A 23148-nucleotide genomic window follows, 5' to 3' on the forward strand; every position below is an offset into this window, starting at 1 on the left:
GCACTAGCAATCTTAATACTTTATGCTTGGCGATGTTTGAATTCGGCACGCTGCTGCTGGGCATCATTGCGAAAATTTCGACGATCAAGACTTTGATGAATATATCAAGGAATCTAATGAATGTAGGACTAGCCCACAGACGCTAACATCAATCATCCCCGTGATTGAGTTTGTCAGCCACAAAGGTTTCTACACTATACCTGCCCCAGTTTGAGAGACTCTCTATAAATAAAGGGAAGGTTACATCTGTAAAATGACTGACTAAGAGATAACAAGCTTGACCTGAAACTTTATGAAAAACCTCAATTTCTTTGTATTGATTCACGAAGGCTTCAAAAGCTGTATAGCGATTTGAATCCATAAAAAACCGGATGTATTGCGTACTTGGATAGTTTACTACAATACTAAATCGCTGAATGATTCCCTCATCTTGCAACTTCAAGATGCGATTGCCCACGGCTTGTCCCGTCAGGTGGACCATTTCGCCGATTTCTTTGTTCGATAATTTGCTGTTGTGTTTCAGGATAGCTAGGATTTGTTCATCGATGATGTCCATAAGGGTTCCTCCTTTCATAATGAAAGTGAATTGACTTTATCTTTTTCAAGAGACGCTTTGTTGTAAGGTCATATGTATTTATACTGGATTATAACAAATAAGAAAAGAAATGGTGATTCTATGAAAAAAGCTTTAGTAATTATTGATGTCCAAAATGACTATTTTAAAGAAGGAAGAATGGCCCTTCATTCCCCTGAACAGGCGCTTGCAAACATAAATAAACTAGAAGCGTCTTTTATCGAAAAGCAACTCCCGATCATCTATATCCAACACATCAACGATCAAGAAGCAGCTGATTTTTTTGAACGAGGGACCAAAGGTGTGCTGCTGCATGAACAGTTAAAAACAACGCATTCTTCTATTATTATCGAAAAGCACTTTCCTAACTCCTTCATTGAAACAAATTTAAAAGAGACGTTAGACTCTTTAGGTGTTCAACAAGTTATCATCACTGGGATGATGACGCATATGTGCATCGATTCAACCACAAGAGCTAGTAAAGAACTCGGTTATCAGCCCATACTGATTTCTGATGCCACGGCAACGAAAGCATTAACATTTGAAGCACACGAAATTCCTGCGGAAGCTGTTCAACGAGCGTTTTTATCGGCGTTGGAAACTTTCTCTACGGTGATGAAAACCGATGACTATTTAAACGGATTGTAGAAAAATTGCGTATTTACTAACAAAGGCAAAGGTTCATTTGCATTGAGTGGTTCTTGATCACTCTTTGAAATTGGCAATCCTATCTCATTCCGCTTCAATGTTTCTAAAAAAAATGAATGCCCAATTGCGTACCCACCAATGATACTGAGCTGATCCCTCAGAGGATGAATAAGAACCAACCCATACAAAAGCCAATAACGTTCGAGGATTTCTCTCGAACGTTTTTTTGGGCATCAAATTGGGCGAATCGGCGAAACTATGGTACAGTGCAACCAAACAAGGAGCGAGAGTCGCTCCTTCATGAGGCAAAGGGGCAATGGTGATGAAGCAAACAACGATGGCGTGGCTGTCAGAAATCTATAATTTGATCTTGCATCCTGGCACGAGACAGTGGGAACGAGAACAACTGGTGCAAGCAAAAAATACACTGGAAACTCAGCTGGCGACCAAACAAAAAGCAGGCAAACACGAAAAGGAATCGTCAAATAGCCTTGAAGACCAACAGACCAGACGGGTTTTGGAAAAACTAGAAGCGTCGTTGCGTCCTTTGGCACTGAGAAACAATCTGACCCCGAATGTCGCAGAGTTTTATCAAACAATCAGCCAGTCAGCACCGACAAAGGCAATGAATGAAGAAACAAGCAAAGTCCAACCAGCAGAAGTTTCGGTGGAGCCGAACGAAACAGGTGGAAAAGCACAAGAAGTGGCTATTTTTGCTGGCGGTTGCTTTTGGTGTATGGTAGAGCCTTTTGAAGACCAGCCGGGCATTCTTTCCGTCTTGTCGGGGTATACCGGGGGAACAGTCCCGAATCCGACGTATGATCAAGTACTAAGCGGAACAACAGGGCATGTCGAAGCGGTAGAGATCATTTTTGATCCCGAAATCATCACCTATCAGGACTTGTTGCAGTTGTATTGGCAAGTGACAGACCCGACAGATGCTTTCGGACAATTTCAAGATCGCGGCAATTTTTATCGTCCAATCATTTTCTATACGACTGCTGAACAGGAAGTGCTTGCGCAAGGAGCAAAAAAGGAACTAGCCCAATCTGGTTATTATCAGCAACCTATCGTGACCGAGATCCGCAAGGCCAAGCAGTTTTGGCCAGCGGAAAACTACCATCAAGCATTTTACAAGAAACAGCCAAAGCGCTACCAGCGGATCAAGCGAGCGCGCAAACAACTGATGCTTTTTTATCGGCTGAAACGCTGGACAAACCGAGGAAAAAAACGATCATAAACAGAAGATCACTAAAAAAAGCGGGGCTCCGAGAAAAGGGCAAATGGATCAAATGAAGGCTCTTTTCTCCACAAGCCGCGCTTTTTTCTGCGCTTTTAGCCAATTGGATAAAAAACGTAGATTTATTTTAGAATAATGTCCAAAGAAAGCGTTAACAACAAGAATTATAATAGAGAAAGAAAAAGTGGCGAAAAAGGTCGAAAAAGCAGGTGTCTTTTGCTTGATTCCTTTCTTCGAGGAAAGAAGGTGGGAAACACCAGAGAAAAATCAGCGGAAAAATCAATCGGCAACACCCCATAGCAACACAACATTTATTATATGGAGATTCATATAAGTTAGGAGAAATGTGATGAAAAAAAAGGGAACGTTCGTCTCACTGTTTATGGCTCTCATTCTTTTTATCTTTTCAGAAAGAACAGTGTTTGCGGCAGAAGCGATCAATGAGATCGTCGCACCAACAGGAGTCAAAGCATTTCTAGTACTGATTCCATTAGTGTTAGTGCTGGTTTTGCTCTTTAAAAAAGTAGATATGATCATTGCTGGCTTGATTGCTGGGATCTTGGCGATGATTATTGGCGGGATCAGTTTAGCTGAAGCCAATTCGCAACTGTTGGAAGCTATTCCGACGATGTTGAGTATTACGGTGCCAATCATCAATTCCGCTGTAGCGATGGCGGTCTTCAAAGCGGGTAGTTATACGGCGGCCTTAACCTTAGCCAAAAGAGGAACCAAAGGAAAAGTGGAATATGTGGCTGGTTTTATTGTCATCTTATTGGCAGCAGCGACTTATATGTCTGGAATCGGCGGCGGGAGTGCGATGGTGATCGCACCGTTAGCATTTGCGGCAGTTGGGGTGGTACCCGAATTGATCGCAGCGATGTCGTTAGCAGCAGCGGTCTCCTTTACGACGTCTCCTGCCTCTTTGGAATCTAGTATCGTGTCTGAACTAGGCGGTTTTAGTGTCGCTTCTTACGTCGATCAAATGCGCCCATTTTGGTTGCTATTCGTTGGTTTGGCGATTTTATTGGCATTCTTCGGGACCAAGCGTCGTCATTTGGGCTTCAAAGAATCAGCCAACCAAGAGTACGAAAACAAAAGCAATGGCGAGTTATTCAAAACGACACTGCCTGCGATCTTCTTGCTTTTTGCGGTCATCTTTGGCCCGTTGATCAATGACCTGATCGGCTTTGTCCTCTTTACGCCGCTAGTTTATATGGTGGTCACGTTGGCGTTGATTTTTGTTTGTACCGACTTTTCCATGAATCAATCGGTGGAAGCGATGGTGGACGGATCCACGTATATTTTGACCCGCTTGTTCCAAGTGGGGATCTTTTTAGCCTTCATCAACGTGATCGCTGAAACTGGGACGTTTGCTGTAATTGCCGGTGCGGCACAAAATGCCCCCGCAGCGATCGTCGTTCCCGTGGCGATCTTGACGGGTGTCTTGATTGGGATTCCCGCAGGTGCCTATGTCGGCTCCGTTTTAACACTCGTGCTACCAGTTGCCGTTTCATTAGGCTTCCCAGTCTTAGCTCTTGGCTTTGTAACGATGGGGGTTGGCCTCGGCAGTCAAATGAGTTTCGTCAACATTACGATGCAAGCTTTATCTTCTGGCTTCCAAATTCCGATTCTAGATGTAGTCAAAGGAAACGTGAAGTGGTTGAGTTTAGCAGCCGTATTATTATTAGTCATCGGCTTAGTGTTTGGCTGATGGATAGGAGGAAAACATGGATTTATTGATCAAGCAAGCACGTCTTGAAGACGATGCAGAATTAGTAGACATTGCAATTTCAGAAGGAAAAATCACCGCAGTTGCACCCAACATTGAAGAATCAGCAGCAACAACGATTGAGGCGAAAGGCAAAGTGGTGATTCCTGGATTGATCGAAAGCCATATCCACTTAGACAAAGCCTTGATCGCCGATCGTGAGCCCAATAATTCAGGTACATTGCAAGAAGCGATCCAAGTTACGGCAAAGCTGAAACCGACCTTTACCGAAGAAGACATTTATGATCGGGCGAAACGCGCATTAGAAATGCTGATCGTACATGGCACGACTGCTGTGCGCACCCATGCCGAATTTGATCCAGCACAAGGCTTCACTGGGTTTGACACCATCATGCGCTTAAAAGAAGAATACCGAGACTTGATCGACATTCAGGTCGTTGCCTTTCCGCAAGAAGGAATTTTTAAAGCACCCGGAACGGATAAAATGATGATTGAAGCGATGGAAAAAGGCGCCGATGTCGTTGGCGGCATTCCTTACAATGATGCGCCAGCCAATGAACACATCGACTTGATCTTTGAGATCGCCAAACAATTTGACAAAGACATTGACTTGCATCAAGATTTTGCTGACGAAGCAGACGATACATCGATCGTCTACCTGTGTGAAAAAACTATCGCAGAAGGCTACCAAGGTCGGGTATCTGTAGGACATTTGACTGCGCTGCACGCTATGGAACCGGATCAGCTGGCAGAAGTTATCGATTTGATGGTCAAAGCCCAAATCAATGTGATGCCGTTGCCTGCGACCGACTTACACTTAGGTGCTAGAAATGATGCCTACAACGTTCGTCGTGCCGTGACGCCGATTCGCAAATTACGTGATGCCGGTGTGAATATTTGCTTAGGCAGCAACAATATCCGAAACGCCTTTACGCCCTATGGCAATGGGGATTTGATCCAAATCGCTATGTTGGCTGTGCCAGTGGCGCATTTAGGCGGTGCCGATGACCTGCCGACGGTCTTGCCAATGATTACGACCAATACCGCCAAAGCATTAAATATCAAAGACTATGGAATCGCTGTTGGCAACCGCGCAGATTTGATTCTTTTAGATACCAAAAGAAAAGCCGATGTGCTGATCGATATTCCTGAACGTTTAGTGGTCATCAAAAATGGCCGCATCACCGTGGAAGTCAAAAAAGAAGTGACGATCCACCGCTAAGCGATTTTTCGCCCTTATGGGGGTTGTCACAAAAAAAGTGAATCACTGAAAGAACACGTCCGTCAAAGGCAGTCTGACTGCTTTTGACGGATGTTTTTTTGTATAGGAGCAACCAGGTCGAACGGTATGCGCTTTGATTTTCTGAAACCGACAGTGGGACGTTTTCGATTCAATGACCTCTCCTGATCTAGAAGTAGGAAATGCCGCCCATGCAAGGATTTCCTTGACTGATGAATATCCTGATTTTTGATCTGTGGAGCTGTCCATTATACTTAAAGAGACAATCAAGGAGTGTGGGTCTTTCTCCAAAGGAAAAGAGGAGTAAGTACTTGTTTTTCACTTCTAAATCAGATTTTTCAAAAGCGTTTAGGCTGGGACCTCTAGCAGCTATCCATAAGAAACACATTGCTCAGCTTAAGCGAAGAAAAGGAGCAAAAACTGTATTGGCTTTGAGTATTTCGTTGGCTGTGTTTCCTAGTTGTTGTGAGCAGTCACTAGCCAATCGTCACAATCATAGTACCTAGACAAAGAAAGGAGGAGATCAACAAAATGAAAAAGAAGCCGCTAAAATTGCTGCTCCTAGTCATTGGGCTAGTGAGTATTCCGTTGAGTTTTCCCTTCTTACGAGATACTTTTATTGCGCCATTGTATGCGCTGCAGGAGCAAGAACGAGAAGAGGGTGAGCTTTCTTCAGCGGAAGAAATGGCTGATTTAACAGACGTTGATTTTCAATTTTTAACAAGTAACAAGCAAGGCTATTTAGGGGAGAAAATCCCCATCGAAATCATGGCACATCAGCCAGTAACCGAAGTGGCGGTGGTTCTGCCGCCAGAGGCAGTGATCGAGCCCTCCTTGTTTCCCGAAGGAATGACGATTGAACAGATGGAAGCCGACCAGTGGCAGCTGCTTAGCGAAACACCTCAGAGCAATTGGCTTTTGCCGATAACCTTTGAAGAAGAAGGAACCTACGGAGTCATGGTAGGAGAAGAACGGATAGAGATAGAAATCCAAGGTTCACCAGCAGAAGGTGAGGAAGGTCAGGAAGAAGCGCAAAAAAGCGATCGAGAGGAAGCAGAACCTGAAAACGAAGAGCATCCAGAAACAAACGATCCTGACCAAACAGAGCATCCAGAAACAACCGACCCTGGCCAAACAGAGCAGACGAGTCAACGGCTTCCCTTTGATGCCGATGATCCGGGCAATCTGTATTTATTAGGGGATGATGTTCGGACGATAGAGGTAGATAATTGGGTGGATTTTATGATTGCTATACAGGATGTTAGATATAATCATATCCTCTTGGTAGATGATTTTGAATCTCCTGATCGCCCGATGGAGGGATTGCCTGGAGCAGGAACGTCGACGAGTTCACATTTTACTTTACGTGACTGGGGGGGATTGTGGATGCACCCTGCCAATACGGTTATGAATGAAAGTGGAGGAGTTGCCTACCTAGATAATAGGAGACCAGACATTTCTCGAACGTTAATCATCGATGGACAAGGAAAACATAAAATTGATTTTCGAGCCGTGTCGGTATGTTTTTGGAGCTCAACGGTCAATGATGAAGAAAATATACCGTGGGATATTACACTCCAAAATATTGAAATTTATAGTGGGAATTATTTTGGGCCCATTCAATACAATGATTTAGATGATGCTGATCAAAGAAACGCAACGATGCGTTACCATAATGTCACACAGGTCGGTAATCAATTGTTTCATGGGTATCATGCTACAGCTAGTTTATCGGGGCATGTTTCTTCTGTACAAATGAATCCTTATGATGCAGGATTCGGACGCGGTAATTGGAACATTCATGGTCTTACTGAAGCAAATTTTGAAGTCGGTTATTTGGAGGTTCTTGAGGGGGCTAAAGTTCACCTTTCAACAATCAATGCAGGAAATATTTGGTTTCGCTATAGCTCAAATCCAACGTTTACGATCGGAGACGATGCGGAGGTTACGATCATTGCAAATGGTACAGGACAAGGTGAAGCATGGGGAGCAAATATATTCTTTAGATATAATTCTAATCTAACTGTAGGCAAAGGGGCGACCCTTAACTTGAACCCTAAAAGCAATTTTCCTGCTATTGTAACCAATGGCTGGGCTCCGGCTCAGACGGCTCATATCACTCTATTAGAGGAGAGTACATTAAATATCTACAATTCTGGACGTAATACTGCTGCTAACAATGATACGACCAATATTATTTCTATGCCACGTGGTCATGGTAGTAGTATTAATCTCAGAAAAGGGAGTACGCTTGATATCGAAGCAGTCAATCAAAATAATTCTGCTAGCCATGTTATTTTTTTTCATGCATCTGGACAAATTAATATTGATGAAGATGCTACCTTAGATATTAAGTCAGACAGTCTCTCAGCAAGTCAAAGCTTAATTATGTTTTCGACCAATAATAATACGAATAACTCAACGATCAATATAAATGATGCTGCAAGGGTAAATTTACAAAAGACTCGATCAATCACCTCAAGTACGGCACACGTGATTCGAGATGCAAGACTAAATGTAAATAATCAGTCGATTAAGCAATGGATTCCTGGAAATACAAACGAGAATCCTAATTTTGATTGGGAGAATATATTGAGGTTGAACGCTAATATTAACGGATCAGGAATACCGACTAATACGGTTAGCGCATTAGATCCCAATATAGCAGAACATGCCAGAGCGAACTTTACGCCAAGGGCGCAACGGCTCTTGTTTGAGAATATTCCTCCTGTCGAGATCGCGCTGGATCCTTTGACCAATGATCGCTCTCAACGAAATTCCTATACGATCACGGGAGAAACCAGTCCCGGCGCTTACGTTCGTTTCAGTAGGGATCTGAGTTTGCCAGAACCAACCTTAGATACTGTTGTAAATGGTGAGGGCGAAACAGAAAGTTTCCATGTCATTGCCGAAGCAGACGGCTCCTTTGAATTTGATCTTTCCCAATTTGATGACTTTGATTATTTCCGCGGGCAAGAAGTTGTAACGGCAACAGCATTTTTAAATGGACGACGCGATGAGACCTCCGTCATCGTAGACGGTGTCGATCCTCGAGATCCTCTGAATCCTGATGTAGATGTTGATCCAGATAATCGTCCGACGCTTCCTGAAAACCAAGGGTTGATCAGTATCGACTTTATCTCGCAATTTGATTTCGGACACGTGCCGATTCGTTCGAGTCAAGCCTATTATCCAGCACTGCCGCAAAAACTGCGCAATGCAGAGGATGATCCTGCTGGTGTAGAACGTCCAAATTATGTTCAAATCTCGGATCGGCGTGAGGAATCCACCGGCTGGACACTGAGCGCACGGCTAGATGAAGCAGGGTTTGTCAGTGAGGAAGGCCATCAGCTGCGGGGAGTCCAGCTCTTACTCAACAACATCCGCATGGCAACGACAAGTTCGAATACCTCCAGCGCCCCAACCTACTGGGAAAGTCGTGAACTTAATGCAGGCAGACAAATCTTGGCAAAAGCCGAAGAGGGACAAGGCAGCGGGACATGGATCCAACGTTTTGGTGATGGAGAAACAATGGATCAAAGTGTGATGCTGGAAGTTCCTGTCAGTGCTACACCGCAAGCAACAAGCTATACGGGTATTATCCATTGGGAATTAAGCTTTGTCCCAGAGATGGACTGAGCCGTCCCAATGTTTCTCAGTAGTCGGAAAAAAGAAGAAAATGGAGCCAGCAGCTGCAGAGAAAATCTGCGGCTGTTTTTTTATCTGCAAACAGCCATCGATGATGAAGCAACCGATAGCGCCCTTTGTGCTTTGGCGGATCTTCTTTGCTTAGAGAAATGGGGGAATCATTCATCACGTTTACTAGAGCAGATGCTGCTTTTTACTCCTTCACGTTGAAGGGCAAGAAATAGTTCGGAAAAATTCTGTCACAAAAGATGTAGTCGTTCGCCAAATGTTTTCTTAAAAATAAGAAGATCATTTTCTAGTCATTTGTTCTTTTTTCATCTATGATAGAAAGAAAACCGCTATCACGGAGATTTCGTTTAAGAAAATCTTGTCAAAACTGTTTGACAATGCCGTAATATCAATGGATTTGAGCAGCAATCACAGCAGGTCTGCGTTAAGGTAGGAGAAGGAGGCCAAGATGACGATTGGGGAAGCACTAAAGAACCATCGAGTCACACAGCAAATGAGCCAAGAAGAAGTAGCAACAAAAATTTTAGTGACCCGCACATCGATCTCAAATTGGGAAACCGGCAAGACGGTCCCAGACAGTTTGAATTTATTGAAACTGAGTACCCTTTATGGGTGCAGTGTCGATGAGCTATTAAAAAAGGAGCGAGCAGGAATGAAAAAGAACTTTCGTACGATGACCTATGGTGCTGGATTGAAAGATGGAACGATGCGTTTGAAAATCGAGACCGATGCCAGCAAGTTTTTCCCACGAGGGGTTGAAGTCAAAGCATCCGTCGATTTAGAAACAGGAGAAGTGACCTTTTTTGTCGAGCAAGAGGATTTGGAAAAACTGAAAGCAGCTACTGACGAAAAATAAATTTTTTATACAGTTTTTTGCTAAATTTTGCTTGGACAAGAGAAAAAAAGTGATGGATAAAAAACACGAGCCTAGCTGCATCGTGTTTTTTTATGTGGGATGAAAGAGGGCTGAGGCAATCGATGAAAGCTGATTCTACTTTTCCTTTTCTACTATTTTCAAGGTTTGTAACGTTTAAGAAAAAGCGAAAAGATGCTAACGGATATATACAATATATGGTGAATAGAACGGATTTTTTTCGAATGGAACACAATATGTAGTATTTACTTTTTTAAGAGATTGTGTAAAATAGCAGATGTAGTGAAGAAGGAGCTGTTGTTTTTGAGAGTAACTGTATGTTGCGGCACCCGTTTAGAAAATGAGGAAAAGTTGGCAAAGACCGCTCGTGCCATCGGCAATGCCTTGGCAAAAAATCACATCGAGTTGGTGTATTGCGGCCCTTTGGCTGGCTTGATGAGGGAGATCGTGAAAGGGGTCTTTGAAAAAGAAGGCGCAGTGACGGGGATCTATCCATCAGGTTCCTTTGCAGAAGATTTGCCGCCAATCATCACTGGATCAAGCACATACACCGAGTTCTATTCGGATACGAGGGAGGAACAAACGCAACAATTGCTGGAAATGAGCGATGCCTACCTTGTATTACCTGGTGGATTTGGTACACTAGAGGAGTTGTCATCAGTATGCTCTTTTATGACTCTTGGGCCATTTCCAGGCAAGCCGATCGGTGTGTTGATGACCGAAGGCTTGACTGATGGACTGAAGCCGCTGCTAAAAATGGTTGAAGCTTCCAGCTTTGCTTGGGCTGAACTGTCTGAAACGCTCTTTTTTCTATCTGACGTTGAGTCGTTGATCCAACGACTGGCAGCGAAGGGGTCTGGAAAGGAGTGCTTGGCAGGATGAAGCATGTCTATTTAGTGGGACCGTTTTTTCAAACGAACAAGTCGCCCGACTCAAACAAGTAGAACGCGGCTTAGCTGAAAACCCGCAGCCCTTGGCGGTCTATTCGCCACGCTTTTACCAAGAAGGTTCATCTGAACCCAATACACCAGAATGGGCGAGAGAAATTTTCGAAAAAGACATGCTGGAATTGACACGAGCCGACGTCGTCGTTGCCGTTTTGGATGACCATGAAGGGATCACCGATCCGGAAACATCCTTTGAAATCAGCGCAGCACACGTACGAAATAAACCAGTGATCGCTTTTCAGGAAAAAGCCGCGGCGGTCAATCTGATGTTGACGGAGTCGGTGCAAGCGTATTTGACTGATCTGGCGGCACGAACAGCGTATGATTTTGAAGCGATGGCGCACCGAGCATTTGTCGGTGACTATATTTAATAAAGGATGATGAATGTGTTATTAATCGCAGGAACGATCGGGGCAGGAAAAAGCAGTTTGACTGATTTTTTATCGAAGGAAATGGCGTCGAAGCCTTTCTATGAAAACGTGGAGGACAACGATGTTCTGCCATTGTTTTATTCCAATCCAGAACGATACGCCTTTTTATTGCAGATTTTTTTCTTAAACAAAAGCTTTTTAGGGATGCGGGAAGCTTTGTCCAATGATGACAATGTCATTGACCGCTCCATCTATGAGGATAGCTTGATGTTTCATCTAAATGCGGATCTAGGTCGAATCGCACCGATGGAAGTCGAACAATACGATAACCTGTTGAACACGATGTTGCGGGAATTGGAAGAATCAGCGCCATTGAAACATCCAGATCTAATGGTTCATATTAAGGTTTCCTTGGATACAATGATTGAACGGATCAACAAACGTGGTCGTTCCTATGAACAAATTGCCAACGATCCGACATTGTACGACTATTACAAAGAATTAAATCAGCGGTACGATGAATGGTATGAAAACTTTGACGTTTGTCCGAAAATGCAAATTGATGGGGATCAATTGGACTTTGTTGCCAATGAAGACAACCTCATGGTGATCCTCGAGATGATCCAAGAAAAACTGGCGGAAGTTCGTCAGACCCATGGCAAAGGACACTATTGTACGGACAAAGCCATCGCAAAAGGTGATTTTTCTAAGAAAAATGCAGCATCTGTGACAAGCTGATCCAGCAGTTGAGGACAGCTTAGGGAAAAAAAAGTGTCTTATCGACAATGGGAGGGAGCAAGGCGATGAATGTTGAACGATTTATTGAGGCGAGGAAACAGGCGGGCTTCTCGCAGCAAGAACTTTCGGAAGGAATCTGTACGCAAGCCACTTTGAGTAAATTTGAAAACAACGGTCAAGCACCGTCCCTCAAAATTTTGATCAAATTGTGTAATCGGATCGGCTTGCCATTGGTCGCCTTGTTTTCTTCCATGAATGTCGCAACGACCAAAATCAAAGAAGAATTGGCAAAAGCCGAATTCTACTTAATCACGAGCGAGTACGAACAGTTGGCTGCATTGTTAAGTCAAATCGAAGTGAAGCTGATCGATGAACCAGCATTAAAAGCGCAATATGATTATTTAAAAGGCTTTGAAATGATTTTTAATGAAGCTGCGATTACCGATGTCCTGTTTCAATTCGATCAGTTATTGATGAATGAAACGGCGGAGGAATTGTTTGATCTCTTAGCGTATACTGGGATCGGTTTGGTGTATGCCAGAGAAGAAGAATGGGCAAAAGCTGAGTTTTATGTGACGAAGGTCTTTGAGAAAATTTATACCTATCCGATCAAAACGATCGAAGACACGTGGCGGGTGTTGAACATCGTCTTCCATTGCGGCGTCTTTTATGCCAAAGTCGATGATTTGGAAACTAGTGATACCTTGTTGAATTATGTGTTGGCGATTTGTTCCGACAATCATTTGACCTACTACTTGGCTCGCGCGGCAGCCCAACTGACCGAAAATGCCATTCGCGAACAACAGCCGAAAGAAACAATTTTGGAAATGTTACACGATGCACGAGCGTATGCCAAAATCAATAAAAATGTAAAATTACTGGCGCATTTAAAAGCGGTCGAAGAAACGATTGATTAAAAATATATTTTCGACAAAAAAGATTTGTTGCGCAAATGCTTGATAACTAGCAGTCCTTTCGACGAAGGGACTGCTTTTTTTGATTTTCATTATATAAAAAAATATATAATCGTGTTGACAAAAAAATATATCGGGAGTATTCTTTAATTGTGAAAAAACTAACATATTTTGAGATGCATCGTTTTTAGGAGAAGAGATTTTATGAAGGCAGCAGTGAGAGAAGCCGCTCGCACGATTCAGCGGATGGGTACGTCCATTGAGTTAAAAGTCGCTCATACAAAACCAGAAAGTGTACTGGACGAGCTGGAGACCCAGCTGAAAGGATACGACCATCGCTTTAGTGCCAATGATCCGCGATCGGAATTGAATCAGCTGAATCAGTTGGCAGGACAAAAGGGGCTTGTGCTTGATCCAGAATTGTACCAGCTGATCGAAATCGGCAAACATCATAGCTGTGCTCCCCACAGTCAGCTGAATATTGCCATCGGTCCACTGGTCCAAGCATGGCGCATCGGGTTTGAAGATGCCCGCATCGTATCAAAGACGCAGGTCAAAGAATTGCTTGCGCTAACAGACCCGCAACAGATCCAATTGGCAGCAGGCAAGGTTTTTTTGAAAAAAGCTGGAATGAGGATCGACCTCGGAGCACTAGCAAAAGGCTACATCGCTGATAAGTTACGCACCCTTTGCCAAGCCCGTGGAGCAGCGTATGGATTGATCAACTTAGGCGGAAATATTGTCTGTTTCGGCGCTGCACCAAATCATTCGGACGGGCATTGGCGGATCGGGATACGAGATCCCAAGGGCGGTCGGGCCGACACCTTGGGCATTCTGCCAATCAAGGACCAAACCGTCGTCACTTCGGGCATCTATGAGCGGGTTTTGACCACCGCTGAAGGAACGTATCATCATTTGATTGATCCTCAGAGTGGCTTTCCCATCGAATGTGGGTATTTGAGCATCACGGTCGTTGCAGCGACATCGTTACTGGGGGAAATCTGGACTTCGCGCTTGTTTGGCAAGCCCATTCCAGTTGTTTTACAAGAGATTCAGCAGCAGCCAGAAATCGAAGGAATCATCGTAACCAAAGAAAATGAAGTCATTGCCTCTAAAGGCATTCAGGCAAGACTTTTAAGATAGCCCAACCAGAAAGGAAGAGACAGGATGAAATTTATCGGATTCGTAGGAACCAATGCCACTCGTTCCACCAATCGCACGTTGTTGCAATTTATGAAAAAAATGTTTGTCAATGAGGCAGAGATCGAACTAGTCGAGATCAAAGATCTTCCAATATTCAACAAACCAGAATCAAAGGAGTTGCCCGTACAAGTAACCCAGCTTGCCGAAAAAATCACGGCAGCAGACGGTGTGATCATCAGCACACCAGAATACGATCATGCCGTACCCGCAGCGTTGATCAATGCCCTGAACTGGTTGTCCTATGGAATTTTCCCGTTTGTTGACAAGCCAGTGATGATCACTGGTGCTTCTTATGGGACATTAGGTTCTTCTCGTGCCCAAGCCCATCTAAGACAGATTCTGGACTCTCCAGAGTTAAAAGCACGGATCATGCCTAGCTCTGAATTTCTATTAGGTCATTCGCTGCAAGCATTTGACGAGCAAGGCAACTTGATCGATGAAGAGCAGACCCAAAAATTGCAAGGACTGTTCAACGATTTTCTTTTATTTGTAAAAATTACCAGCCAGTTGCAGCACGCCCATGCCGCCAATCAAAAAGAAGCTGCTGAATTTTCATGGGAAACCATCTAATCGCAAAAGATAGGAGCGTAAAGACAATGAAATTGATCGGAATCGTCGGATCAGCCGCTGAAGTCTCCACCAATCGTCAGCTGCTGAACTTTATCAAAAAGCAATACAAAAAGGAATTCACGTTAGAACTTGTAGAGATCAAAGACTTTCCTCTCTTTAATCAAGAGGAAGATCAAACCCAAAGCCCAGCCATCCAGCGTTTGAATCGGCAATTATTGATGGCAGACGGTGTGATCATTGCCACACCAGAGCACAACCATACCGTGACGGCAGGACTGAAAAGCTTGCTAGAATGGCTTTCATTCAAAATCCATCCTCTGGAAAACAAACCAGTAATGATCGTGGGTGCCTCTTACTATGATCAAGGAACTTCAAGGGCCCAGCTGCATCTGCGCCAGATTTTGGACGCACCGGGAGTCAATGCTTTAGTGATGCCAGGGAATGAGTTTTTGTTAGGCAAAGCCAAAGAAGCTTTTGATGAAGCCGGTGATTTGATCGATGCCCGGACGGTTGCTTTTTTAGATGCGACGATCAACAGCTTCTTACAATTTATCAAAGTCGTTTCTGCCTTAGCGGGTCCCAAACAATTGCCGCCCGAAGACCTCTACGCCACAGGGAAAATCGCAACCACCGTGGAAGGGGTGGATATGTATGATGATCAATGGCTGGAAAAAGCCGCTGAAGCAGTCGGTGCTGTTTCTGGCAATACCTACGTCAAACTAAATCGCGGCTTGCTGACAGTTGATCAGATCAATTACTTCTTAGATTCGATGCCGATGGAATTGACATTTGCCGACAGCAATAACCAATTCTTGTATTACAATCTGCGGGAAGAAGCCCAAAATATGCTGGCAGCACGTGTGCCAGGACAAGTCGGCAATCCGTTAGCAAAATGCCATCCTGAAAAATCTTTCAAAAATGTTGAGTGGGTGATCCAACAGCTGCGCAGTGGGGCAACCGACGCGGTTCGGGTCCATGTGCCGAAACAGGTGCCAGAAAAATACATCGTCCACAATTATCAAGCGATGCACGATGAAAACGGAGAATATGCGGGGATCAACGAATACATCCTTGATTTCAAGCCAATCATCGAATGGTATTTGCAACAAACCGGCCAAAAACTTGTCGGCAATGAAGACGCCATTTCCAGTGCTTCTGTGCACCAAGAACCGACCGATGCGATCACTAGTGCCAGTACTCATGACGCACCTGCAGCAGATGCGGTCACCAGCGCTTCAGTGAAATAAGGGTTGTCTAAAGGGAGAGAAGGAATCGCTAGAAGCATTCGCTTGCAATCAGTTGCCAAGCGAATGCTTCTCTTTTTGCTGCTTTTTCATAAATAAACGGTTTTCTATGAGCGATTGAGTTGATCAAGGACATCGTTGCGAGAATTTCACAAAGTTTCTGAAAAAAATTTGCATATTCATCTTTTGCTTCGTATACTAGTTTAGGACGTTGCTTATAAAACGGCTGTATCATCGTACATATTTTTTGATAGGAGGAATTGCATGAAAGACAAACGAAAAGTCTTGCGTCCGTTAGGATCAGGGTTTGCGATGGCGGTTCCTTTGTTTATAGGGATCCTCGTTCAGGACCCTTTGATAAGTTCTGTGGGGGCGATGGGGGCTTTTTCCTACTTGGCTTTTCAACATCGGTCCCTTTTTTATAATCTGCGCGCCATTTTGACCCACGGCGCTGCGCTGCTGCTGGCATTTATTTTAGGCGCTGGGACAGCACTGATTCCTTGGAGCGCGCCTTTTATCATCGGTGCGTTATCGTTTTCTGCGTTTTTGTTGTCAAAAGTGATGCGGATCCCCAAGCCGGATTATTTCTTCGTGTTGATGCTTTATGCCACCGGCTTTAATTTTCACGCAGCGCACCTTGGAGAGATCTTGCACCACAGTTCCTATTTGCTTTATGGCATCGCAGGCTCACTGCTTGCTGGACTGGTGATTTCGTTGGCTGAACAGCTGCCGCTGAAAGAAGAAAAAACGGCCCTTCAACAACTGAGCTTGCACGAGAAATATTCGCTAGCATTATCTCAGCAACCAGAAATGGTCATCAAGGCGCTGCACTTTTCTTTGATATTGTTTATTGCGACCTACATTGCCTATCTGCTGCGGGACAGCAACGGTTATTGGATCTTGATTTCTGCTGCTGCCGTATTGGCAGGGGAACATATGGAAAAAATCAAAAATCGCACGATCGGTAGGGTACTGGGGGGAATCGTGGGGCTGCTGCTGGGTTTCTTATTGATGTCCTTGCATATGCCCCTTGAAGCAATCGCAGTGGTATTGATCATTCTAAACATATTGACGGAGTTTTTTATGCCAGTCAATTATACCGTTGCTAATTTTTTTACCAATCCGCAAGTCCTGCTGTTAATGACCATCGGTACTAGTTTTACGCCGCTGAAATTGATCCCATTGCGTTTTTCAGGGGCATTGATCGGCAGCGTGCTGGCAATGCTGTTGATCTTTCTAATGGATTGGGCAGTAAAGCAAATGGAACAAGCGCTGGGAAATAAGCCAGAAGACACGACGGATCATACACAATAGAATGCACCATCATCGATAAGCAAGAGCAGCAGCTCTTGCTTTTTTTGCCTTTGATCCTCTATCTAAACGTTATCTCCATCGGATAGGAAAATTAAGGGAAATATGAAATAATCGAGCAAAGGTTCCTATTTTGAAATAGAAGCGTTTACATTTTTGCAAACTAAAGTGGCAGAAACATCTACTTTTTTTGTTGTAAGCGAAATCATATACTCAAATCAAAGAAGGAGAGAAAGTTGTGAAAAAAAGAATCGTAGATGTTTTGCATCGCCTGTTGGTGACTGATTATCCACTATCCATCGAGCAACTGGCAGAAGAGACCGCAGCCAGTGGGCGGACGATCCGCAATGATTTGAATGAGATCAACACGTTTCTTGCTGACTTACACATCGGACCGATCCAAACCCTTCGAGGAAAGGGCATCCTTTTGAAACTGACCTCGAAACAGCAAGCCATCGTTTGGCAGGCATTACACGCACAACAGTCGGAATATATGACCCGTGAAGAGCGGAGTTTTGATCTGCTGCTGCATCTGACATTTTCAAAAGAGATCCTGGTGTTGAATAAAAAAGAAGAAGCGTACCAGATATCAAAAAGCAGCATGGATGAAGACATGCGCCGTTTGCGGGCGGACATCAATAAATATGGCATTGAGATCATCAGCCTAGGAAAAAAAGGACTGCGGTTGAATGGATCGGAACGAGCGATTCGGACGATGATTTTTGACATCATCAATCAGCGGATCGGTAGGTTGCCACTTGATAAACAGACCCCAGATTTAGTCTTTACGAAATTGCTTTATCGCTATTTGCCGCAAAAAGAAATCAAACAGATCCAACAAGTGATGCAAGGAGTATTGCCGCCAAATCAAAATGAGTTGTATAGCAGCCAAATCTTATTGTTTACCGCCATTTGGCTGATGCGTATCAGAATGAAGGAATTTATCACTCGCATGAACTGGTCTACTTCCAGCAATCAGCTCCAAGGATCAGCCTATATTCAGGCGATCGCTGAAACCTTTTCGATCCAGCCACCAGAAATCGAAGTCAACTATCTTTCTTTCATCATCGAGTCACTGAACTTTAAAGATTTGTCCAATTTCATCGAATGGGCGCATGCGCAACTTTTGTCGCTGCAGCTGATTCAATTTGTCGAATGCCAAACCAAGATCCCTTTTAGTAAAAAGGAAGAAGAGCTGTTAGAGGGATTGTATAAACATATGGCCGCGCTGATCGTTCGAGCCAAGAGCGGCATTCAAGTACCCAATCCGATCAAAGAGACCGTTCGCAAAAATTATAGACAAATCTACCAAGCCGTCAAGGGGTTCGCTCCTACGATCGAAGAGATCGTCGGTCAACCACTATCAGAAGATGAACTGACATTTCTCGTGATCCATTTTTCTACAGCCCTAAGTTCATTGAACCACGAGATCATTACGATCTATAAGGCGGTCGTCGTCTGTAACCATGGAATGGCAACCGGCAATCTGCTGGCAGCCAGCCTCAAGGAAAAGTTTCCAGAAGTAGAAGTTGCGGCAGTCTTGAATTCACAAGAAGTCAATTTGATTACAAAATTCGATGTAGATCTGGTTTTTTCAACCTATGAGATCGATTATCGAGAAAAGCCGGTATTACTGATCCCACCGATCATCAATGAAGAAAATCACCAAGTGATCCGCCGTTTCTTAAACAACAATGAACAATTCAAGCGGATCGCCTTTGACCAAAAAAATGCCACGCTGTTCTTCAATCAGTTGCTTACAGTGATTGAAGAAAGCGGCGGGACAGTCGATGCTGCCGCCTATCGCAAATTGACACACTTGTTTGAACAAAATCAATTAGCCATTAATGCAAGGGAGATTCAGCCAATGTTAAAAGATGTTTTATCCGCTAGTCATATTCAATTAAACGTTCCTGTTCAAAATTGGGAAGAAGCCATTGAACGCTCTGCGCAGCCGCTACTAAAAGAACAGATCATCGAAAAACGCTATATCGAGGCAATGGTTGCGGCGGTGGAGGAATACGGTCCTTATATCGTCATTGGCAAACATTTGGCGCTGGCGCATGCACGACCAGAAGATGGCGCCCGGCAGTTGGGTGTGAGTGTCCTCACCTTGGCGCCGCCAGTCGCATTTGGGAACCCAGAAATGGACCCCGTCAAAATCATTTTTTGCTTGGCTGCGGTGGACTCCTACTCTCATCTTGCCATCATGAAGGAATTGATCGAACTGATCAATGATGAAGAAAAAGTCACGCAGTTGCTGGCTTGCTCTACGATTGAAGCTTTTCAATCATTGCTATTTTCATAAAAAACAAGAAAAGGGGAAAAAATCATGAACAAATTATCGATCTTATTCGTATGCGGTGCAGGTCTTGGCAGCAGCTTTGCGGCTCAGATGTCAACAGAAGATGTCTTAACGAAATTAGGAGTGGAGGCGAAATTGGATCATGTTGATATCTCATCAGCGGTATCAATGAAACCAGACATCATCATTACGGCAGAGAATTTCCGAACGCAATTTGAAAAGTTTGCCTTGGACCCGACAACCGCAATTATTTATTTACGCAACATCGTTTCAAAACCAGAAATCGAAGAAAAAATCATCCCTGTATTAACGGAAAAAGGCGCACTGTAAGGAAGAGGCATGACGAAGGGAGTTTGAAAAAATGGGCATCATCAATTTTATCATTGATAATATTTTAACGCAGGCATCGATCACGATCGCTTTGATCGCGATGTTAGGGCTGCTGCTTCAGAAAAAGTCAGCAGGTCAAGTCATTTCAGGAAGTTTGAAGACGCTATTGGGCTTCCAGGTTTTAAGCGCTGGTTCTAGCATCATCGTCGGTAGTTTGACCTATTTCGGCGAGATTTTCACAGAAGGATTCGATATGCAAGGCATAATTCCTTCCATCGAAGCCATCAACGGGCAAGCGATGAATGAGTTGGGCTTGGGTCGGGACATAGCGCTGACATTTTTAGCCATCTTTGTTTTTAATATTTTATTGGCACGCTTTACAAAATGGAAATATATTTTCTTAACGGGTCAAGCCATTTTATGGATGGCGACCATGACGACGGTCTTTGGCTATTTCGCTGGTTTACGCGGCGTTGTCTTGATTCTTGTCGGTGGGTTGATTGGGGCGATCTTTGCCGTAGCGATGCCAGCGATGGCTCAGCCCATCATCCGCAAAGTCACTGGGTCAGACGACATTGCTCTCGGACATTTCTGTACGATCGGCTACCTCTTTGAAGCAGGCGTTGCCTATCTGTTTGGAGAAAGAGGCGAGAAGAAAAAATCGATCGAAGACATCAAACTGCCACGTTCTTTTGAATTTTTACAAGATACCTATCTTTCTGTCATGGTCGTGATGGTTCCACTGTATATCGTGACGGTCTTGTTTGCTGGAGAAACCTTTGCTTCTACGCTCTCTGGTGATCAAAATTACATCATGTATGCCTTCTTGCAAGCTATTCAATTCGTGGTTGGGGTCTATGTTTTGTTAGCTGGCGTTCGGTTGCTCTTAGGCGAGATCGTCCCTGCGTTTCGTGGGATCGCCATGAAATTGGTGCCTGATGCAAAACCAGCACTCGATTGCCCAGTGTTCTTCCCATATAGCCCCAATGCAGTTATTTTAGGCTTCATTACTACAACGATTGGGACAGTCATCGCCATGTTCGTTTTACCAGTCTTTGGCTTGGCGATGATCTTGCCAGGGATGCTGACGAACTTCTTTGCAGGCGGTACCGCTGGGATCTTCGGCAATGCGGTCGGTGGACGTCGAGGGGCGATCATCGGAGGGATCTTTCACGGCTTCTTCATTACGTTACTGCCAGCCCTACTTGTAACGATCTTCAATCAAATGGGCTTTGTTAACGCTACGGCAACTGATGTGGATACCGTCACGGCAGCCTTGCTATATGCTTGGATCATCAGTCCCTTATTGAAAAACTTTTAATCGCTAGGAGGAAGCCCCATGTTCTCTTTTTTCAAAAAAGAAAAAAAGCCCACAGAAACACCAGCGGTTCCTTTGACCGCTGAAGAAAGCCAAGAGGCCGAAGCGCTTATTGCAAATCTAGAAAGTCAGTTGCAAGCAGAAACCGACATCGACGAACAAGCAAAATTGTATGAAGCGTTAGGCTTGGCGCAGGCAAAACTTTCCCGCACAGAAGAAGCGATCGACGCATTGGAAAAAAGCTTGCAGGCGAAAAAATCGATCGGGGACGGCTACAAAAAACTGATGTCCCTATACAATGCTCAGCGTGCCGCCGCTGCACGAAACGGCGACGATGCAAAGATCGACTATTACATGGACAAAATGGAAGAAATGCGGCAAATCGCCAAACAACTTACGATCAGCGGCAATTAAACTAGACGAGGTGGAATCAAGGATGTATACAACATTAAAAGAAGTAACGAAAACAGCAGAAGCATTGAATTTTACAGTGGGGGCTTTTAATACCCATAATTTAGAAATGCTGCCAAGTATGCTGCGGGCAGCCAAAGAGATGGGCGCACCCATCATCATTCAAACAAGTATCGATACGGCGAAATACATCGGCTATGATGTCTTGGTCAATGTCGTCAAAACGATTGCCGATCACGAGCTAGTAGATGCTGTCTTGCATTTGGATCATGCCAGAGATTTCGATGAGATCAAAGCGGCGATTGATAGCGGCTATAGCTCGGTGATGTATGATGGCTCGCATTTGCCCTTCAAAGAAAACATTTTGAAGACGCGCGCAGTCGTCGAATACGCTCATGCTCATGGGGTGTCCGTCGAAGGAGAACTAGGAACGATCGGCGGCACAGAAGAAGGCATTCATGTGGAAGAAGACGATAAAGTCTTCACACGCCCAGAAGATGCGGTAGAATTTGTTGCTGCTACTGGCGTCGATGCGCTAGCCATCGCTATCGGAACCAATCACGGTCAATTCCGCTCAAAAACCGAAGTGAATGTTGAGTTATTGAAGGAGATCCATGCAGTCGTCGACGTGCCGCTAGTCATTCATGGAGGAACTGGCGTCAAAGAAGAAGATTATCCCGAATTGATCAATAACGGCATTCGCAAGTTTAATGTAGGTACTGAATTGTTGGTCAATTGGACGAAGATTGCGAAAGAAAGTTTTGGGGCAACGGAAGTCAACAAATCTTTGCGCCACAACGTGATCCCATCCAATGAAGCCATCAAAGAAATCGTCAAGCACAAGATCGGCCTTTTCATGAATACGAAAGCGCCGACTGCGATCGGCAAATAGATGGTACGCAAAAAGATGCTTGTTTTATTGGCAGGCAGCCCTGGAACTGGAAAAAGTTATTTACTGAACCTGTTGAAGACACGTTTTCCTGATCTTTTCGCTCTTACGCCAGATGAAATCAAAGAGTGCTATGCCGAATCCCTCGGCTTTGATTCATTGGCAGAAAAAGCCCAGATCGAAAAGCAGTATGTTTGGCCTTTTTACTATCAGGCATTGGGTTTGTACATGTCTTTAGGAAAACGCTTGGTGGTCTCGGAATACCCCTTTAGTGAAAAGCAGAAGCCCTTGCTGACTTTTCTCGCCCAAAGCTATGGCTATGACTGCTTGACCATACGTTTGACAGCTTCTTTTGAAACCTTATGGGAAAGACGTTACTTACGTGATCGAGCGGATGACCGCCATTTGAGTTTTATCATGGAACGGTACCATTACGGGGATGTACTGGAAGATAGACAAGCTGCAACCAACCATATAACCAAAGAAGCGTTTCGGCAAATCATCACTGATCGCCGTTACGATGACTTTCAGTTAGGAGCGCTTATCGAAGTCAATGTGGAAGATTACGAGCAAGTGGATTATCGCCCGTTGATCGAGCGAATCGCTGAACAACTCAATGACTTAAATTGAAGAAA

The 23148-nt window shown here is 44.3% G+C and carries 22 protein-coding genes; 21 read left to right on the forward strand and 1 reads right to left on the reverse strand.

The genetic code is table 11. The features are described from left to right. Positions 1-148: 148 nt before the first annotated feature. Entirely contained in the window at positions 149-556 is a 408-nt protein-coding gene (locus ACTW1R_RS04940) for an Lrp/AsnC family transcriptional regulator (protein ID WP_404850161.1), read from the reverse strand. A gap of 120 nt (positions 557-676) precedes the next feature. On the opposite strand from ACTW1R_RS04940, the gene ACTW1R_RS04945 reads away from it, so the two are divergent. The 21 genes from ACTW1R_RS04945 to ACTW1R_RS05045 all read left to right on the forward strand — a co-directional run bounded on the left by ACTW1R_RS04945 (position 677) and on the right by ACTW1R_RS05045 (position 23143). Continuing rightward, on the forward strand, positions 677-1222 hold the full coding sequence (locus tag ACTW1R_RS04945) for a cysteine hydrolase family protein (protein WP_035006689.1): 546 nt from the start codon (positions 677-679) through the stop codon (positions 1220-1222). A gap of 316 nt (positions 1223-1538) precedes the next feature. Further along, a complete protein-coding gene (msrA, locus tag ACTW1R_RS04950) occupies positions 1539-2462 on the forward strand; it encodes a peptide-methionine (S)-S-oxide reductase MsrA (RefSeq protein ID WP_489927477.1) in 924 nt (307 codons plus the stop codon). A gap of 349 nt (positions 2463-2811) precedes the next feature. After that, on the forward strand, positions 2812-4173 hold the full coding sequence (locus ACTW1R_RS04955) for a hypothetical protein (protein WP_005225442.1): 1362 nt from the start codon (positions 2812-2814) through the stop codon (positions 4171-4173). A 16-nt stretch (positions 4174-4189) separates the two neighbouring features. Next, the gene (locus tag ACTW1R_RS04960) at positions 4190-5413 is read left to right on the forward strand and encodes an amidohydrolase family protein (RefSeq protein ID WP_271814866.1); all 1224 of its coding nucleotides are present in this window, start codon (positions 4190-4192) and stop codon (positions 5411-5413) included. A gap of 549 nt (positions 5414-5962) precedes the next feature. Continuing rightward, positions 5963-9070 (forward strand): WxL domain-containing protein, encoded by a 3108-nt coding sequence (locus tag ACTW1R_RS04965; protein ID WP_489927478.1) that lies wholly within the window; start codon positions 5963-5965, stop codon positions 9068-9070. Between the two features lie 9 nt (positions 9071-9079). After that, on the forward strand, positions 9080-9289 hold the full coding sequence (locus ACTW1R_RS04970) for a hypothetical protein (RefSeq protein WP_489927479.1): 210 nt from the start codon (positions 9080-9082) through the stop codon (positions 9287-9289). 247 nt (positions 9290-9536) lie between these two features. Continuing rightward, positions 9537-9944 (forward strand): helix-turn-helix domain-containing protein, encoded by a 408-nt coding sequence (locus tag ACTW1R_RS04975; protein ID WP_270276125.1) that lies wholly within the window; start codon positions 9537-9539, stop codon positions 9942-9944. A 321-nt stretch (positions 9945-10265) separates the two neighbouring features. Continuing rightward, complete coding sequence (locus ACTW1R_RS04980; protein WP_153883348.1) at positions 10266-10844, forward strand: LOG family protein; 579 nt, start codon at positions 10266-10268, stop codon at positions 10842-10844. Further along, entirely contained in the window at positions 10819-11280 is a 462-nt protein-coding gene (locus ACTW1R_RS04985) for a nucleoside 2-deoxyribosyltransferase (protein WP_489927556.1), read from the forward strand. Before ACTW1R_RS04980 ends, ACTW1R_RS04985 begins: the two co-directional genes overlap by 26 nt. 15 nt (positions 11281-11295) lie before the next feature. Continuing rightward, positions 11296-12018, forward strand: coding sequence for a deoxynucleoside kinase (locus ACTW1R_RS04990; protein WP_005225447.1), 723 nt, complete (start codon positions 11296-11298; stop codon positions 12016-12018). A gap of 65 nt (positions 12019-12083) precedes the next feature. After that, on the forward strand, positions 12084-12935 hold the full coding sequence (locus tag ACTW1R_RS04995) for a helix-turn-helix domain-containing protein (protein ID WP_489927480.1): 852 nt from the start codon (positions 12084-12086) through the stop codon (positions 12933-12935). 201 nt (positions 12936-13136) lie between these two features. Next, positions 13137-14075, forward strand: coding sequence for an FAD:protein FMN transferase (locus ACTW1R_RS05000; protein WP_489927481.1), 939 nt, complete (start codon positions 13137-13139; stop codon positions 14073-14075). A 24-nt stretch (positions 14076-14099) separates the two neighbouring features. Beyond that, positions 14100-14705, forward strand: coding sequence for an NADPH-dependent FMN reductase (locus ACTW1R_RS05005; RefSeq protein WP_375826210.1), 606 nt, complete (start codon positions 14100-14102; stop codon positions 14703-14705). 26 nt (positions 14706-14731) lie between these two features. Beyond that, positions 14732-15952, forward strand: a complete 1221-nt coding sequence (locus ACTW1R_RS05010; protein ID WP_176323979.1) for an NAD(P)H-dependent oxidoreductase — start codon at positions 14732-14734, stop codon at positions 15950-15952. 261 nt (positions 15953-16213) lie between these two features. Then, positions 16214-17263, forward strand: coding sequence for an FUSC family protein (locus tag ACTW1R_RS05015; protein WP_156235551.1), 1050 nt, complete (start codon positions 16214-16216; stop codon positions 17261-17263). A gap of 235 nt (positions 17264-17498) precedes the next feature. Next, positions 17499-19568: a BglG family transcription antiterminator gene (locus tag ACTW1R_RS05020; RefSeq protein WP_489927482.1), complete on the forward strand. Its 2070-nt coding sequence runs from the start codon at positions 17499-17501 to the stop codon at positions 19566-19568. A 24-nt stretch (positions 19569-19592) separates the two neighbouring features. After that, the gene (locus ACTW1R_RS05025; RefSeq protein ID WP_015509266.1) at positions 19593-19895 is read left to right on the forward strand and encodes a PTS sugar transporter subunit IIB; all 303 of its coding nucleotides are present in this window, start codon (positions 19593-19595) and stop codon (positions 19893-19895) included. A 31-nt stretch (positions 19896-19926) separates the two neighbouring features. Next, positions 19927-21216, forward strand: a complete 1290-nt coding sequence (locus tag ACTW1R_RS05030) for a PTS sugar transporter subunit IIC (protein ID WP_008379073.1) — start codon at positions 19927-19929, stop codon at positions 21214-21216. A gap of 18 nt (positions 21217-21234) precedes the next feature. Further along, complete coding sequence (locus ACTW1R_RS05035) at positions 21235-21627, forward strand: hypothetical protein (RefSeq protein WP_005225457.1); 393 nt, start codon at positions 21235-21237, stop codon at positions 21625-21627. Positions 21628-21649: 22 nt separating this feature from the next. Next, complete coding sequence (locus ACTW1R_RS05040; protein ID WP_156235547.1) at positions 21650-22516, forward strand: class II fructose-bisphosphate aldolase; 867 nt, start codon at positions 21650-21652, stop codon at positions 22514-22516. Continuing rightward, positions 22517-23143, forward strand: coding sequence for a P-loop nucleotide/nucleoside kinase family protein (locus ACTW1R_RS05045; protein WP_086338511.1), 627 nt, complete (start codon positions 22517-22519; stop codon positions 23141-23143). Positions 23144-23148: the final 5 nt, after the last annotated feature.

Source organism: Enterococcus sp. R12, from assembly GCF_058135755.1.